The sequence below is a fragment of the Alteromonas sp. ABH4_454 genome (assembly GCF_056311775.1).
The window spans coordinates 3,459,119-3,474,846 of record NZ_CM149972.1 but is presented as its reverse complement, the minus strand read 5'-3'; the positions used below and the strand labels follow the sequence as shown (position 1 = coordinate 3,474,846).

12 protein-coding genes are annotated in these 15,728 nt (G+C 45.3%); 6 read left to right on the top strand and 6 right to left on the bottom strand.

Translation table 11 applies throughout. From position 1 onward, the window contains the following. Window position 1 precedes the first annotated feature (1 nt). From ACYX4W_RS15205 to ACYX4W_RS15190, 4 genes are all read left to right on the top strand, one after another. Window positions 2–1,183, top strand: coding sequence for an AGE family epimerase/isomerase (locus ACYX4W_RS15205; protein ID WP_476073724.1), 1,182 nt, complete (start codon window positions 2–4; stop codon window positions 1,181–1,183). Window positions 1,184–1,204: 21 nt separating this feature from the next. Then, a complete protein-coding gene (gene uxuA / locus ACYX4W_RS15200) occupies window positions 1,205–2,371 on the top strand; it encodes a mannonate dehydratase (protein WP_476073723.1) in 1,167 nt (388 codons plus the stop codon). Between the two features lie 27 nt (window positions 2,372–2,398). Beyond that, entirely contained in the window at window positions 2,399–5,386 is a 2,988-nt protein-coding gene (locus tag ACYX4W_RS15195; RefSeq protein WP_476073722.1) for a glycosyl hydrolase 115 family protein, read from the top strand. 185 nt (window positions 5,387–5,571) lie between these two features. Continuing rightward, a complete protein-coding gene (locus ACYX4W_RS15190; RefSeq protein ID WP_476073721.1) occupies window positions 5,572–5,982 on the top strand; it encodes a hypothetical protein in 411 nt (136 codons plus the stop codon). Window positions 5,983–5,998: 16 nt separating this feature from the next. Here the strand turns inward: ACYX4W_RS15190 and ACYX4W_RS15185 are convergent, their stop codons facing one another. From ACYX4W_RS15185 to ACYX4W_RS15170, 4 genes are all read right to left on the bottom strand, one after another. Continuing rightward, complete coding sequence (locus ACYX4W_RS15185; protein WP_476075484.1) at window positions 5,999–6,862, bottom strand: alpha/beta fold hydrolase; 864 nt, start codon at window positions 6,860–6,862, stop codon at window positions 5,999–6,001. Window positions 6,863–7,002: 140 nt separating this feature from the next. Beyond that, window positions 7,003–8,355, bottom strand: coding sequence for a sensor histidine kinase (locus ACYX4W_RS15180; RefSeq protein WP_476073720.1), 1,353 nt, complete (start codon window positions 8,353–8,355; stop codon window positions 7,003–7,005). Next, window positions 8,352–9,881, bottom strand: a complete 1,530-nt coding sequence (locus ACYX4W_RS15175) for a DUF3369 domain-containing protein (protein WP_476073719.1) — start codon at window positions 9,879–9,881, stop codon at window positions 8,352–8,354. The genes ACYX4W_RS15180 and ACYX4W_RS15175 overlap by 4 nt, the downstream gene beginning before the upstream one ends. Window positions 9,882–10,124: 243 nt before the next feature. Continuing rightward, entirely contained in the window at window positions 10,125–11,627 is a 1,503-nt protein-coding gene (locus tag ACYX4W_RS15170; protein ID WP_476073718.1) for a catalase, read from the bottom strand. Window positions 11,628–11,855: 228 nt separating this feature from the next. Here ACYX4W_RS15170 and ACYX4W_RS15165 point away from each other — a divergent pair, with 228 nt between their 5' ends. After that, a complete protein-coding gene (locus tag ACYX4W_RS15165) occupies window positions 11,856–12,527 on the top strand; it encodes a nitroreductase (RefSeq protein WP_476073717.1) in 672 nt (223 codons plus the stop codon). A 103-nt stretch (window positions 12,528–12,630) separates the two neighbouring features. Then, window positions 12,631–13,287 (top strand): NADPH-dependent FMN reductase, encoded by a 657-nt coding sequence (locus ACYX4W_RS15160; protein WP_476073716.1) that lies wholly within the window; start codon window positions 12,631–12,633, stop codon window positions 13,285–13,287. Window positions 13,288–13,365: 78 nt separating this feature from the next. Here the strand turns inward: ACYX4W_RS15160 and ACYX4W_RS15155 are convergent, their stop codons facing one another. Continuing rightward, the gene (locus tag ACYX4W_RS15155) at window positions 13,366–14,472 is read right to left on the bottom strand and encodes an NADH:flavin oxidoreductase/NADH oxidase (RefSeq protein WP_474806138.1); all 1,107 of its coding nucleotides are present in this window, start codon (window positions 14,470–14,472) and stop codon (window positions 13,366–13,368) included. 99 nt (window positions 14,473–14,571) lie between these two features. Next, window positions 14,572–15,726, bottom strand: a complete 1,155-nt coding sequence (locus ACYX4W_RS15150) for an iron-containing alcohol dehydrogenase (protein ID WP_476073715.1) — start codon at window positions 15,724–15,726, stop codon at window positions 14,572–14,574. Window positions 15,727–15,728 lie beyond the last annotated feature (2 nt).

Genomic DNA, 15,728 nt, shown 5'->3' with positions numbered 1-15,728 from the left:
TATGTTGGATTGTAAAAACAAACAAGCATTAACGTCACATATTCAAGACATACTGGCGTTTTACGCGCCGAACGTGTTGGATGAAGTGAACGGTGGGTTTCACCAAAACTATTACGACAATGGTGACGTGTTCGACCTCGATAAAAAGCATCTGGTCAGCTCTACTCGGATGATCTTCAACTACTGCAAAGCCTATCAGCATTTTCAACGTGAAGAAGATCTCAAACGCGTTGAACACGGTTTGGCGTACTTGCTCACTCGGCATTGGGATGCAGATCGACAAGCGTACAACTGGTTTTTAGATGCTAATACACCAGTGGACCAAACCAACCATGCTTACGGACTAGCTTTTGTGATCCTTGCGCTTGCGACCTGTGTGAAAACAGGCTTTAAACAGGCTGAGGCGCCTTTGTATCAAGCGTGGGACATACTCAATGAGCGATTTTGGCAAGAGTCAGATGGTTGCTATGCCGATGAAGCCTCACCAGATTGGTCAACGCTAGGTACGTATCGCGGCCAGAATGCCAATATGCATTGCTGTGAAGCTCTATTAATTGCCTTTGATGCAACCCAAGACGAGGCGTTCTTAACACGTGCTTATACACTGGCAAAAACCTTTGCGGTAGACAAAGCAGCACAGACTCAAGGTCTTATTTGGGAACACTATCATGCTGATATGTCGATTGACTGGGAGTACAACAAAGACGACCCCAAAAATCTGTATCGTCCGTGGGGCTTCCAACCCGGTCACCAAACGGAGTGGACTAAATTATTGTTAATTTTACATCGCCATCAGCCCGAAAGCTGGATGGTGGAAAGAGCGCAAGCCCTATTTGATAGTGCCTTGTCACTATGTTGGGACGAGGAAAACGGCGGTATTTTTTACGGCCATGCTCCAGACGGCGAAATTTGCGACAGTGACAAATATTTCTGGGTACAAGCCGAGTCGTTAGCTGCGGCAGCGTTGTTAGCGAAAGCAACGGGCAATGAAGCTTATTGGCAATGGTACGAAAAAATTTGGGCGTATTGCTGGAACGCCATTATTGACCACACATACGGCAGTTGGTACCGCGTACTCACGGCGGACAACAAGCCTTACAGCAACGAGAAAAGCCTGGCTGGCGCGAAGTGTGATTATCACACCCAAGGCGCGCTCTGGGAAATTATCGAACAGGCATTATAACTTTTATAAGAGTAACTATTTATGATTGAAACGTGGAGATGGTTTGGTCCTGATGACACCATTACCCTAGAAAAAATTAAACAGGCCGGCGCGACCGGGATAGTCACGTCATTGCACGATGTTACGACTGGCGAAGCCTGGGAACTTGACCGCGTTAAAGCGCGTAAAACCATGATCGAAGAAGCAGGCTTAGACTGGGACGTGATTGAGAGTATTCCTGTTCACAACGATATTAAAAGCCGCACTGGTGATTACGCCCGTATGATAGAGAACTACAAGACTTCTCTTCGCAATGTTGGCGCCGCCGGTGTGACCACGGTTTGCTATAACTTTATGCCAGTGGTGGATTGGACACGTACTAACCTCAACTATCAATTGCCCGATAAAACTTACGCCCTTCGTTTTGAATACTCAGACTTTGCGGCGTACGACGTGTACATCATGCAACGGGAAGGGGCAGAAAAGGATTATCCAGAAAGCTTACTCGCCAAAGCTAAAGCGCGCTTAGATGTTATGTCTGAAGAAGAAAAAGCCTTGCTTGAGCAGAATATTATTGCCGGCTTGCCGGGTGGTGAAGGGTCTTATGATCGCGCCAGTATCAAAGCCACCATTCAATCTTTCATCGACCTTGGTGAAGACGGCTTGCGTAACAACTTGTTTGCGTTTCTTGCAGAAGTGGTTCCCGTTGCCGAAGAAGCGGGTGTGAAACTGTGTATTCACCCTGATGATCCACCGTTCTCTTTATTTGGTTTACCTCGTGTTGTCTCAACTCAAGATGACGCGCAGCGTTTGTTGGATGCCGTACCCAGTGAAGCAAATGGGCTAACTATGTGCGCTGGTTCTTATGGAGCACGTGGTGACAACGACTTGGTGCAAATGGTGAATACGTTTGGCAACCGTATTTACTTTGTACATTTGCGCAATGTTAAACGTGAAGATGACGGTTCGTTTTACGAGTCTGCTCATCTCGACGGTGACAATGATATGGTTGGGCTTATCCAGGCATTATTGCGTTGTGAAAAAGACTACCAATGCAAAATACCAATGCGTCCTGACCATGGGCATTTATTGGCAGATGAGCAAGGCAAAGACGGAATTAAACCCGGCTATTCTTATCTTGGTCGCTTGAAAGGCTTGGCTGAATTGCGTGGTGTGATTAGCGCGGTATCGTATATTCAATCTCGTTAATAGTATTTTCTGCAAGGAGTAAGCGCAGTGGCAGTGTGGTGGAAACCCAAAAAGTGGGTGATCGTAATATTATGTAGTGTTGGCCTGAGTGTGCAAAGTGGGGCCGCGCCTTTTTCTTTGGTTGGGGAAAAAGGCGTAGCCACGCTCTTTGTTGATGAGTCAGATGCAACAGTAGTACACAAAGCTGCGGGTATGCTAGTTGGTGATGTGGCGGCGATAAGCGGCCATAAGTTGTTACTCGCGTCACATTTTAATTCGGTTCCTCACACTGCAATTATTGCGGGAACTTTAGGCCAGAGCGCCTTGCTCGATCGGTTGATCGAGCAAGGCGACATTGACCCATCTTCAATTCAAGGTCAGTGGGAACGCTATCAAATTTGGCTTAAGCCTATTGCCGCTCTTGGCGATAAACCGGCGTTAGTTATTGTGGGCAGTGACCGACGCGGTACTGCCTATGGTTTACTGTCATTGTCACGTCAGCTTGGCGTGTCTCCGTGGGAATGGTGGGCCGATGTCACACCCGCTACGCAGTTCCCTTTGTCTATTGATGTAGAAGCATCTGCATCTTCATCACCGAGTGTGAAGTACCGTGGTATCTTCCTCAATGATGAAGATTGGGGCTTACAGATCTGGGCAGCAAAAAACTATGAGCCGGAAATCGGCGATATAGGGCCAAAAACTTATGCCCGCGTATTTGAGCTTTTACTGCGTTTGCGCGCAAATACTATTTGGCCTGCCATGCACAAAACCACCACGCCGTTTTATCAAATACCCGAGAACAAAAAAGTCGCCGATGATTACGGCATTGTAGTTGGCACCTCCCATGCAGAGCCCATGTTGTCGAACATCAATGGTGAGTGGAATAAACAGGCTATGGGGCAATATCGCTACGACACTAATGCTGCAGCGGTAAAGCAGTTTTTTAGCAAGCGTATTGAGGAAACCCAAGACTTTGAAAGCATTTATACCGTCGCAATGCGTGGTGAGCACGACTCGCCAATGATCATGCGCGACAGTTCTATGGCTGACCAGGTGGCGCTGCTCGATAAGGTGATCACTGACCAAAGAGAGTTGTTGTCATCCATCACTGGCGAAGAAGCCGATGCCATTCCGCAAGCTTTTGTGCCTTACAAAGAAGTATTAACGTACTATCAAAACGGCCTCGAAGTACCCGATGACATCACGTTAATGTGGACCGATGATAATTATGGTTACCTGCGTCAACTCAGCAGCCCTGAAGAACAAAAACGCGCAGGTGGGGCGGGTATTTATTATCACACGTCTTACTGGGGGCGCCCTCATGATTACCTGTGGTTAAATTCGACAAACCCTATTTTAATGTGGCAAGAAATTACTAAAGCGTGGGATCTCAACGCCAGAGAACAATGGGTGTTGAATGTCGGAGATATTAAGCCACACGAATACAATACCGAATTGTTTATGGACATTGCGTGGCAGCGAGACCACTTTAACTCTCCGGATGATGTTTACACGCAAATGGCGGGGTATTTTGCTCGTGATCTATCGGTACAAGCATCGGCCAAATTGGTCGCTATGTTCAAGCAGTATTTTCACTTGGTATATCAACGCCGTCCTGAGTTTATGGCATGGAGCCATGTTGAGCCTGTGTCATTGCCTCAGCCCAGCGAACTAACACAAACTCATTACGGTGATGAAGTGAGCACACTTATCACCCAGTGGCAGGCTTTGATCAAGGAAGTGGAAACCTTACAACCGCAAATCGATAAAACCCGCCAAGATGCGTTTTACCAGTTGGCTTATTACCCCATTGTTGCTGCTGGGAATATGAGCCTGAAATGGCTTTATCACTATAAAAATGCCTTTGCCGCAGCCCAAGGTCGAGGTGATGCTAACTGGTATGCGGAACAAATGGCATCAAGTTATCAAACCATCCAAGACATTACCCGTTACTACAATACCGAGGTAGCAAATGGTAAGTGGAAGCATATCATGTCGGCGTCTCCGCGCTACTTGCCTGTGTTTGATATGCCTTCTTCAGCGCAGCCTCATCGCGAGCAGAAGCAGTCTGTAGGTTTTGTGTTAGAAGGCTTTGATATGCCGGCTAATTCGCATATCACCAATAGCCATGCACGCACCTTACCTGTGTTTAACGCTTTTAGTCGCAAGCCACGTTTTATTGATATTTATTTGAATGGCGATAAAGCGAGTGAGTGGACTATTTCGCCTCAACAGCCTTGGATTTCACTGTCTAAGACCAAGGGGACATTAAGTAAAGCTAATCCTCATGAGCGTGTTTGGGTTGATATCGAGTGGGATAAAGTGCCTACTGGCGAAGCCTTGAAAGAGCCGCCGCTAGGGCATGATCACCAACTCATCCCTCCTTCATTTAAAGTGCCTGGTAAACTTGTATTAGCTAATGAGGGTTTTCAAACAGACATTAGTTTAAATGTGTTTAATCCGGATATTCCGGTGTTGAAGACCTTTGATGGTTTTGTCGAAGACTTGGGGTATGTGGTGTTAAATGCAGCTACATTTCAGCGTCAAACAAACGTTTCAAACCGTCGTTGGCAGAAAATTAACGGTCTGGGTTACAGTGGAAGTGTTATGCAAGCCGTTCCCGTTACTGCTGACTCGGCGTCTGTAAAACCTTTGTCCCTCAAAGGGCCCGCACTGGAATACGATTTCTTTACCTTTAATCACGGTTTAGCAGAAATTAGCGTCTATGTTGTACCCACCCATCCGATGTATGAAGGGCGTGGCGTTCGCGTTGCTATTGCTATCGACGATAACAAACCTGAGATATTGGATTTCTGTACGCAAGGTCGGAGTGATACATGGAAGCAAAATGTACTAAGAAACCAAGCCAGTGCGTCCATAAAGCAGCTTGTCGATAAACCAGGTAAACACACATTGACTGTTTATTTTATTGATGCCGGTGTAATGTTAGATTCAATGTTAATTGACTTTGGGGGCAAGAAGCCGAGTTATGCTTTGCCGCTAGACACCATTAACCAAGCTTTTGAGATTAAATAACGGTTGAGTCAGTGCAGCCAATTACATCGAAATCGTTAAAGCTAAAATACACTGATGGCACAAAAGTCTAACCCCTGAGGGCTACGCCTTGTCATTTTGAGGCAGTGGCTCTGCGGGGCTGAAATGTTCGTAAAGCTGTCATTAGATAATTGTAATTTTAGTGGCAGCTATGGCGTGAGGGGGCATTGAGTATTACATTTTGGCTAGTCCTCTTAAAACAAGGAGCGGACCTTCAGTTTTCTGTCTATTCGAAACCAAATGAGTGGCAGTTTAATTTGTATTATTCACCTTCTGGTCTTAAAGAAGAAGCATTTTCAAATTATCAGGCTTATAGGAGAAATGCTGGTACTGATTTCTATCGTGCATTTCAATATACGTTGACAGAAAAAGTACCAGGCTACTTTTCATTCTACAGGGAAATTCCGAATAAAAAGTACCACCTTGCAGAAGGTCTTTTCAAGGGTCACTTGTACAGAGTCAAAGAGCGCCTTACTGAAGATGCATCTGTTATTGAAGGGCGTATCAATGAATTTAAGAAAAGTAATATATTTATTCGCGATAGCGAATTATCAGCCAATAAGGATATACTTTATTAATCCGCTCATTTATTTTTCAAAGTGAAGGGCTGCTAATAAATCCAAAAATCGACTCTAAAACCAATTCAGCACTCTCAATCTGCGGGTAATGCCCTATATCAACAAGTTCAACTACGTCAGCATTGGGTATAAGTTCCCTATATCTTTCTACCATGTGCGCACCAGAAATTGGGTCTGCCATGCCTGCGGTTAGTCGAACCGGCACGTCAGCATTTTGAAGGGCACCTACCCAACGCTCTCTGTATTGCTTGCGCTGTTTCATATAGTCCAAAAGCAAGTGCATGTATTTGTGGCCATTGTTTTCAGTTATAAGCGCCCAAAAATCATCAATGTCTTGGTCTGCAGGAGGCGTATTTGGGCCAAAGATGTTGTGCATGCTTTTTCGAATGGCGTTTTTGCTTAAAAAAGGAATAAGCAGCCCGCCAATAGGGGAAAGCAGCAGCTTTTGAATGGGTAATGCTTGATGGGTTTCAGGAAAAAGGCCGCCATTTAGCAAATGCAGCGACTGCATACGAAACGCAAGGTCGCGGTCTAACTGTCGGGCCATTAACTCCTGCGCGACGGTATCACCGTAATCGTGAGACAGCACGTGAGCATGCGTAACTTGAAGATGTTCCATTACGGCTTCTATGACCGTTGCCTGTTCTTTTATCATGTATTTTTTGGGTGCTTTGGTGCTAAAACCAAACCCCAACATATCGAGTGTTACACAGTGATAATTTTTTGTAAGGGCGGGCCATAATTTCACCCAGTCAAAGCTTGCGGTAGGATACCCATGAATTAACAACAACACAGGTCCTCTGCCTTGGGTTGTGTAGAAAATTTGCTGATCATTAACGTTTAGGAATTGGCCTGAGCTACGCCATTGTGAAAGTTGCATCACGAAAAGCCTTATTATGTTTTTATGCTCAGCTTGCCTATTGCGAGGCTTTAGGTCTGTCGTAAGCGCGACATTTAAACTATGTCGCGCTTGTTGCGTCAATTTAAACAAAACAAATGAGCGATAGGGCGGTAAATGCACTAACTCTCGACAGGTATACAAACCGTTACCCTGGTTCCTTCACCAGGCGACGATATTAAATCAATTTCTCCGTTAAATTTTTGGCGAACAAGATTGTACAATATATTTAGGCCCAAACCGGTGCCGCCCTTATCACGAGCAGTTGTATAAAAGGGCTCAAACACCTTTTTATGAAATTCTTCAGGAATGCCTTTTCCGTTATCTTGAACGCTTACCACAACGCCGTTGTCGTTTTGGCTACAGCTTACGGCAACTTTATTCACCCCATTATTTACTGATGGGCCAAAAGCATGACGTTGCGCGTTCGATATCAAATTCGTAAGCAACTGGGCGATTATGCCAGGGCAGGTAGTGATAACTAAATCAGGTGTAACATCTATACTAAGCTCTATTTGCTCCTTGCGAAGCATTGGTTTTAATGGATTACAAACCCGCGGTATGTATTCATCCAGCGCGATTTCTTCAATTTCAAGCGAGGTTTGGTCGGCAGAGGTTCGCTTAAAGTCTTGAACTAGGTTCGCGGCCCGCATCAGGCTTGTTTCAGCTAACGTTAACCCCTCAGTGCAAATCGCTTCAAAATCTTTAAAACCTTCTTCTGTTAGTTCACCATTTTCGAAATCTCGATAAATCTCTTTGAGTTCTTCTTTGCAGTTACTTACCGAGGTAAGCGCAATGCCTAGCGGTGTATTAACTTCGTGTGCAATACCGGCGACAAGGTTACCCAGGGCAGCCATTTTTTCTGATTCAACAAGTTTTTCTTGCGCAGCCTCAAGTTCGGCAGTGCGATCTATGACTTTTTGCTCAAGATTTTGGTTAGCTTCTATAAGCTGTTGCTCATAGTCAGCTCGTTCGTTAGCGCTTACCGCTCGCCCGTAAAGATCGGCAAGCGAAGCCGCAAATACCATTTCATCATCAAGCCATTCACGAGCCTTACCTTGGTGTTCACAGCAAATTATTCCTATCATCTTACCGCGGTGGCGAATAGGGACATCCAGCATAGAGCTTATGCCCAGAGGCGTAAGATATACTTCGGCAAATTCAAATGTCGCAACATCGGTGAGCGCGTCGTGCGCTGCGATTGTCCTACCTGAATCAAGCGCTTCAAAGTAATGCGGAAAATCCCTTCGAGTTAGCACTAAACTCTCGTTATCAAGATCATTGCCTTTGTCTATAAGCAATGTGCACTGCACTAGAGTTTGGTTTTCATCATATAACCAAATACCTGCTCGAGTAATTTCCAAGCCTTCACACACAGAGTTGATAATCAGTCTTGAGGCAACGTCTAATTCACCTTTATCAATGTCTGGGCTTTGGCTAACGCGTAGTAAAATTAACTCTAGGTTTTCTTTCATTCATCTTCGTCCGGTTCTGTGGCACGGATCTCAAGTATTCTATCGAAGTGCTCTAGCATTATATGGGTGATTAGCGGGTCGAATTGTTTTCCTGCGTTTTCTTCAAGGTAAGCTTTTACCTCATCAACGCTCCATGCAGGTTTGTAACACCGTTTAGAAAGCAGGGCGTCGACTACGTCAACAATAGCCATAATACGCCCTTCAATTGGTATGTTGTCTCCAGCAAGTCCGTCAGGGTAGCCTTTACCGTCCCATCTTTCATGGTGGGTTTTAGCAATGATTGCCCCCATTTTGGCAACAATGCGATCAGAGTCGGCAAGCAGTTCATAGCCTTTTTGCGCATGGGTTTTCATGATTTCCCATTCATCAGGGTCAAGCTTTCCAGGTTTGTGTAAGATTGATTCTGGTATGCTGATTTTGCCCACATCGTGAAGGGCTGCAGAGTAGCGAATGGTATCTATGAACTCTCTGCTCATGTGCAGCTTTTCAGCAAGAAACTCTGTCATTAATATAACGCGTCTAACGTGGCCACCGGTTTCCTTGCTACGCATTTCGATAGCGTCGCTTAGCACCATGATGAGTTCTTTCTGTGTTTTTTGTATATCTTCTTTTTGCGTGAGATTCTGGAAAATAACCGCTACATTGGATGCAAACATTTCCAGCGTTTTTCTCTGCATTGCATCTAAAGGTTGGTCTAACTTTATGTACAAAATATTGTGGCTGTCTTCACCTGTGGGGTAATAGCCGATAAATACGGTATCGCTTTGGTAGTGCGATTTATTCGCCAGTACCTGTTTAACCTCTTCTTCAATGTCTTCTGGTATACGCGTTGAGATACCCGGTTCACATAAACCAACAAGGTCTCCGCTCGCTCCCAGTACTGTCATGCTCGTATCGCCATACAGATCGGTATGCTGGGTAGACAGGTATAACACAGAGTTGTTTAAATTGAGGAGGGTAAGCGTTTGTTTGAGTACCGCAGTACCGAATTGAGCTAGCGACTGGCTTGCCAGTACAGAGGAAGATGATTTTAATACATCTTCCATACCACGCTTACCTTGCTCTATGGTTTGTATATCACGATAAGAGCGAATAGCGGTATAAACGCATGACTTTAACTTTAATGAAGAAAGCTCCGTCTTGGCTTTATAGTCATTGATGTCATACCGTCTAATAACATCCTCTTCAGGCGCTTGCCCGGGCTGGCCTGTTCGCAGTATTAGTCGAGTAACGTGGTTTTGTAGTTCGTTGCGAATAGCATCTACCAGTTTCAATCCAGCGTCGTCGGTTTCCATCACTACGTCAACAAACGCAAGCGCAATATCAGGGTTAGCTTTGAATAGCGCTAAACCTTCTTCGCCACTATGAGCAGATAGAAACTCTACGCCACGCTTCTCAAAATGGAATTTGCGTAGTGTGAGTTTGGTAACCTCATGAACGCCTTCTTCATCATCAATAATGGCAATTTTCCACGGCGCCAAACGCGGGGTATTTTGTTCAGTTTTAGACTTTTTGAATAACGACATACACAGTGCAGTGAACGATTAGATACCCTAAACGTAAGCCACAATTTTTATTCTCGCAAATCTGTGAATAAACTTTTGTTCTAAAGTTGAATGCCGTTGATTTGTTAAGAAAAGTCGAATGCTGCATATGTAAGCAAGAGGGGAGATAAGTTAAAAATTCGTCATCTTTAATAACTAAATTACCCAGTTGGTACCTGCAATAGATACCAACCAGGTAAGAGTGTTAAACAATAACAAGCTCGTTTAACTATCTTCGATAGGGGTGTTCTCTGTAATGGGTACAGTGTTTACGTCAGTATCTAGGCTTTCAACCGCATTGCGAACACCTGCGGCGTAGTCTGGATGAACCTTTTCTAACACGGCGTACCAGCGTTCTTTTACGCTATCAGAGCATGGGCCCATCGCAGCAGCGTAGTTTTTGTATAACCGTTCTTTTTGATCGTCAGAGAACATTTCGTACAGCTTGCGCGGCTGCACGTAATCGACATCAACATCATCTTGATGATATCTGTCGGCATCGCCATCAATACGAAGCGGCGGCTCTTTCACTGAAAAATCTGCCACTGGCCCTTCATATTGATTGGGCTCATAGTAAGCGTCTGGATTGCCAAAGTCGTTGGTAAAGAAGCGCATGGCGCCGTCTTTGTGATAGTGATTCACTTTACTGTTTTTTGGCGCATTAGCCGGTAGAGCCTCGTAGTGCGTGCCCAAGCGGTACCTGTGTGCATCAGCATATGAAAAAATACGGGCTTGAAGCATTTTGTCTGGGCTGAAACCAATACCAGGCACGACATTCGACGGGCTAAAAGCTGCGTTTTCAACCAACTGGAAGTAGTTTTCTGGGTTTCTGTTCATCTCCAGTTCGCCTACTTCAATAAGTGGGTAATCATCGTGTGGCCAAACTTTAGTTAGGTCAAATGGGTTATAGCTTTGCTGGCCAGCTTCTTCTTCAGGCATAGCCTGAATATACATGGTCCATTTTGGGAAGTTACCTTCGTCTATAGCGTTGTACAACTCTTCTTGGTATTTTTCGCGCGTGCTACCAATGATTTTTTCAGATGTTTCATTAGTGTAGTTTTTGATGCCCTGTTGGGTTTTGAAGTGGAATTTCACCCAGTGACGTTTGCCGTCTTTATTCCACATGCTAAAGGTGTGGCTGCCATAACCATTCATGTGCATTGGCGATACAGGAATACCACGGTCTGACATTAAAATAGTGACTTGGTGTACACTTTCTGGTTGGCCAGCCCAAAAATCAAACATGGCTTCTGGAGAACGCAGGTTAGTTTTTGGATGACGTTTCTGCGTGCGAATGAAATCTGGGAATTTGTATCCGTCGCGAATGAAGAATATAGGCGTATTGTTACCCACCATATCCCAGTTGCCCTGCTGGGTGTAAAACTTCAAGCTGAAGCCTCGGACATCACGCTCAGTATCGGCGGCACCAGATTCACCTGCTACTGTAGACCAGCGACTTAGGACTTCAGTTTGTTTACCGACTTCTGAAAATAAATCAGCGCATGTGTAATCGGTGATGTCGTGAGTGACTGTAAACGTGCCTTGTGCACCCCAACCTTTGGCGTGAACTACGCGCTCTGGAATGCGTTCACGGTTCTGGTGGGCTAACTTTTCAATGAGCTGATAATCTTGTAAAAGGGCGGGGCCACGCTCTCCGGCCGTTTTAGTGGTTTCGTTACTTACTACAGGGGCGCCTGCCGACGTAGTTAATTGCGGTTTCTTAGCCATTATAAAACTCCTTTCATATGCTTTTTTTAAAGCCAAACGTCCATTAACATCATGTGTGATTGACTCATGATATGCATTTGCTACGGGGTGCTTTATAAAAGGGTTTACAAACTTCTATATATATCTATAAAAACAATCAATCTTAATAAGCATGCCTGCCTATTGAAGACATATCTTCTCGTGTTTACTCTAAATTAACAGTTCTAATAACCGCGTTTAAGGAAGTGTATGAATTTTGCGGAGTTTGCAGCATCAAGAAAAAGTGTTCGAGGGTTTACTAAGCAGCCGGTAACTAAGGAAACAGTAGACGCCATTATTAACGCAGCGAAGTGGGCGCCGTCGTCATACAATACGCAAACATGGAAAATACACGCAGTAACAGGTGACGTGTTAGATAAAATTCGCGAGGGTAATACCAAAAACACACTGGAAGGTAAGCCCCACGTTCGAGACTTCCCTTACAAAGAAGATTACGAGGGTGTTCATCGTCAGCGCCAAATTGATGTGGCGATACAATTGTTCGATGTAATGGGTATATCCCGAGAGGATAAAGAGAAGCGCATGGATTGGATGATGCGAGGTTTTAGACAATTTGATGCGCCGGTATCTTTGGTGCTGACGTATGATAAATCTCTGGAGCCTGCAGGTATAACGCAGTTTGGCTTAGGATCTTTAGCGTATGGTATAGTACTGGCGGCATGGGACTTAGGGCTTGGTTGCGTTATCAATGGACAAGGTATTATGCAGTCTGAAGTAGTACATAAGTACGCTAATATCCCTGATGACGAAGCCATTATGATTTGTATCGCGCTAGGTTACCCAGACCCAGATTTTCCCGCAAACGACGTTCGCTCAACTCGCGCTGACAACGAAGAGTTTGTGACTTATCACGGGTTTTAGCCTGTTAAGCTTATGCTTTGTTTTTTGATTGCGTAATGGTTGTGCCCTCCTTTAAGAAACACTAGGCTGGGCTACACAATGCACTAACAAAGGAGCAAGCGAGGTGAAATTCTTAGTTTTTCTCGGCACCGTACGTGACAGCACGCCCCCAAAACCAGCAAGACTTGGACTTCGAGTCGCCAAAGCCATATTGAATTGGAGCAAAGACAATATGGCTGAACACGAGTTTGAACTGATTGACCCTTTAGATTATTCAACCGGTGAAGTGTTCAAACCTCATTTTGCGTACGCGCAAGGAAAAGCTCCCGAGGCGCTATCTACTCTTGCCGAGAAAATAGAGGCGGCTGATGGCTATGTAATGCTAAGCCCTGAGTACAACCATTCGATGAGCCCCGCGTTGGCGGATTTACTTAATCATTTTGGTAGTTCTTTATATTCATTCAAGCCCAGCGTTATTGCCACTTATTCAGCAGGGCAGTGGGGTGGAATGCGCGCGGCCGTTGGGATGCGAACCTTTCTGTCTGAGCTTGGGTGTCTGCCTGTTTCTGCAATGATCCACGTGCCGCATGCACAAGATGCGTTTGATGAGGAAGGTTGTGCAAGCAGTGAAAAAGAAGAAAGCTGGAAAGCTTATTTTGGAAGGGCGCTTAGCCAAATGCTCTGGTGGGCTGAAGCTACGTCAAATCACCGCCAGGAAAAAGATCCGTTTGAAACCTCAAAAGCTTTTAAAGCATCGCCTACGCAAAGAAACATTACATAAGAGCAAAATAAGAGCAAATTAAGCGCAAACAAAAAAGGCAGCATAGCTTAAAGCCTCTGCTGCCTTTATTTCTACTTGCTACCTTTCATCTGATGGCGCGTAACGCTCCAACCAATGTGCGTAAGGCGCAGGCATTACCCATGATGGTTTCTCAACGCCTAACTGTTTTGCCGCATAGTACGTCCAATGCGGATTAGTAAGGTGCATTCTGCCTACCATCACAACGTCAAGCTGTTGGTTTTCGATAGTCTCGTTAGCTAGCTCTGGTGTGTCTACACCCCAAGCCGTTGCAACAGGGATATCAGCTTCGTCTCGCACGCGTTTAGCGATAGGCGCTAGGAACGCTGGGCCCCATGGGATGTTCGCTTCGGGCGTATTGAAGCCCACGCTAACACTTACAAAATCAGCACCAATTTCTTTAAACTGTTTAATGAGTTCGATAGATTCGCTTAGTGTTTGCTCGTCTTCACCATCGTATTCGATAACGCCAAAACGCACTGTTAGCGGTAGGTTTTCTGGCCAAACTTCACGCACTGCGCTTAGTGTTTCAAGCAAGAAGCGTCCGCGACCTTGTGCGTCACCGCCGTATTCATCTGTACGCTTGTTCGCGTGTTTCGAGAAAAAGCTTTGAGCTAAATAACCGTGAGCAAAGTGAAGTTCTAGCCACTCATACCCAGCTTCAAGTGCACGCTCGGCGCCTTTAACAAAGTCGGCCTTAACGCGTTCAATGTCGGCTTTAGTCATTTCGGTAGGTGTTACCGGCAGGTGCGCGCCAAACGCTTCTGCAGAAGGAGCAATAGGCTGCCAACCATTTTCTTTACTTGGCTGTATGTGATCGTCGCCTTCCCAAGGACGGTTAGCGCTAGCTTTTCGTCCTGCATGAGCAATTTGAATACCTGCAACCGCGCCTTGGCTTTTGATGCGCTCTGCGATGTTTTTAAGGCCACTAACGTGATCGTCTTTCCAAATGCCTAAGCAATTTGGCGTAATACGACCTTCCGGAGAAACCGCTGTAGCTTCAACGATTACAAGCCCTGCGCCACCACGGGCGAACGACTGATAGTTTGCTTCATGCCACTGGTTGGTAAAGCCGTCTTCTGCCGAATATTGGCACATAGGAGGTACAGCAATACGATTGCGAAGCGTGACGTCTTTTAACGAAAACTGTTCAAATAGTGCAGTCATATTTCTCTCTAATTAGGATAAGAATAAAAAGTACCCAGACTATGCTGGGTACTTAAATGTTGAAAAAGCATATGCGCGTTGCGTCATATGCAACCAGGCTTATGCTGCGAGGGTTAAAATTTCGCGGGCTTTTGCCAGGTCGATATCGCCGTGCTCACCAAGCGCTGTTAATCCGTTGCGCTCTAAGTTGTCGATAAGCCCATCAATTGCAGACTTTTCAAGGTCGTAGTCTGATAGGCGGGTTTTTACCTGCATGGTTTCGAAAAAGTCTTGTACAGCCTTAATGGTCAAGTCGATGGCTTTTTCTTTGTCATCTTCTTGAATACCAAACACGCGCTCGCCTAGCTGCAGTATTTTTTCCTGCTTCTTGTCGCGCTGCACGAACATAAGCGAAGGCAACACAATAGCTAACGTTGCGGCGTGATCTAAACCGTGTAAGGCCGTTAGTTCGTGGCCAATCATGTGAGTACCCCAGTCTTGTGGTACGCCTTTTCCAATAAGACCATTAAGTGCCATAGTTGCTGACCACATCACATTTGCACGTACGTCGTAGTCTTCAGGTGTTGCTAGGGCCTTTGGACCTTCTTGGATTAAGGTTTGTAAAATACCTTCTGCAAAACGGTCTTGAAGCGGCGCATTCACTGGGTAAGTTAGGTACTGCTCGATTACGTGAACAAATGCATCAACTACACCGTTAGAGACTTGGCGAGGCGGTAGTGAATATGTGAATTCCGGGTCAAGCACAGCAAATACTGGCTGTACCGTTTCCGATGAAAACGCGCGCTTCTGTGAAGTTTCCTTTCTGTTTACTACCGAGTTGCCGTTACTCTCAGAGCCTGTTGCAGGCAGTGTAAGCACTGCGCCAATAGGTAGTGGATTTTCGAAAGATGCACCCTTGATTAATATATCCCATGGGTCTCCTTCAAAGTTTACTGCCGCTGCCACAAATTTTGCGCCGTCGATAACACTTCCGCCGCCTACAGCAAGAATGAAGTTAACGTCATTTTCACGGGCCACATTCACCGCTTTCATCAATGTTTCGAATTCTGGGTTTGGTTCGACGCCTTGAAATTCAATAACGTCAGCGCCTTCCAGCGCGGCATTTACTTTATCGTAAATACCATTTTTCTTAATTGAGCCGCCACCATACAGGAAGAGGACTTTTGCTTGTTCCGGCAAACGTGAAGACACTTCACTTAGTTGACCTTTGCCGAACAAAATTTCGGTTTGATTTTTAAATGTAAAATTAAGCATCG

What these genes read in the sequence shown, in the direction of transcription:
- ACYX4W_RS15205 (WP_476073724.1), top strand. Translation starts at nt 2, where the DNA reads ATGTTGGATTGTAAAAACAAACAAGCATTAACGTCACATATTCAAGAC.
- uxuA (WP_476073723.1), top strand. Translation starts at nt 1,205, where the DNA reads ATGATTGAAACGTGGAGATGGTTTGGTCCTGATGACACCATTACCCTA.
- ACYX4W_RS15185 (WP_476075484.1), bottom strand. Translation starts at nt 6,862, where the DNA reads ATGCAACTTTCACAATGGCGTAGCTCAGGCCAATTCCTAAACGTTAAT.
- ACYX4W_RS15180 (WP_476073720.1), bottom strand. Translation starts at nt 8,355, where the DNA reads ATGAAAGAAAACCTAGAGTTAATTTTACTACGCGTTAGCCAAAGCCCA.
- ACYX4W_RS15175 (WP_476073719.1), bottom strand. Translation starts at nt 9,881, where the DNA reads ATGTCGTTATTCAAAAAGTCTAAAACTGAACAAAATACCCCGCGTTTG.
- ACYX4W_RS15170 (WP_476073718.1), bottom strand. Translation starts at nt 11,627, where the DNA reads ATGGCTAAGAAACCGCAATTAACTACGTCGGCAGGCGCCCCTGTAGTA.
- ACYX4W_RS15165 (WP_476073717.1), top strand. Translation starts at nt 11,856, where the DNA reads ATGAATTTTGCGGAGTTTGCAGCATCAAGAAAAAGTGTTCGAGGGTTT.
- ACYX4W_RS15155 (WP_474806138.1), bottom strand. Translation starts at nt 14,472, where the DNA reads ATGACTGCACTATTTGAACAGTTTTCGTTAAAAGACGTCACGCTTCGC.
- ACYX4W_RS15150 (WP_476073715.1), bottom strand. Translation starts at nt 15,726, where the DNA reads ATGCTTAATTTTACATTTAAAAATCAAACCGAAATTTTGTTCGGCAAA.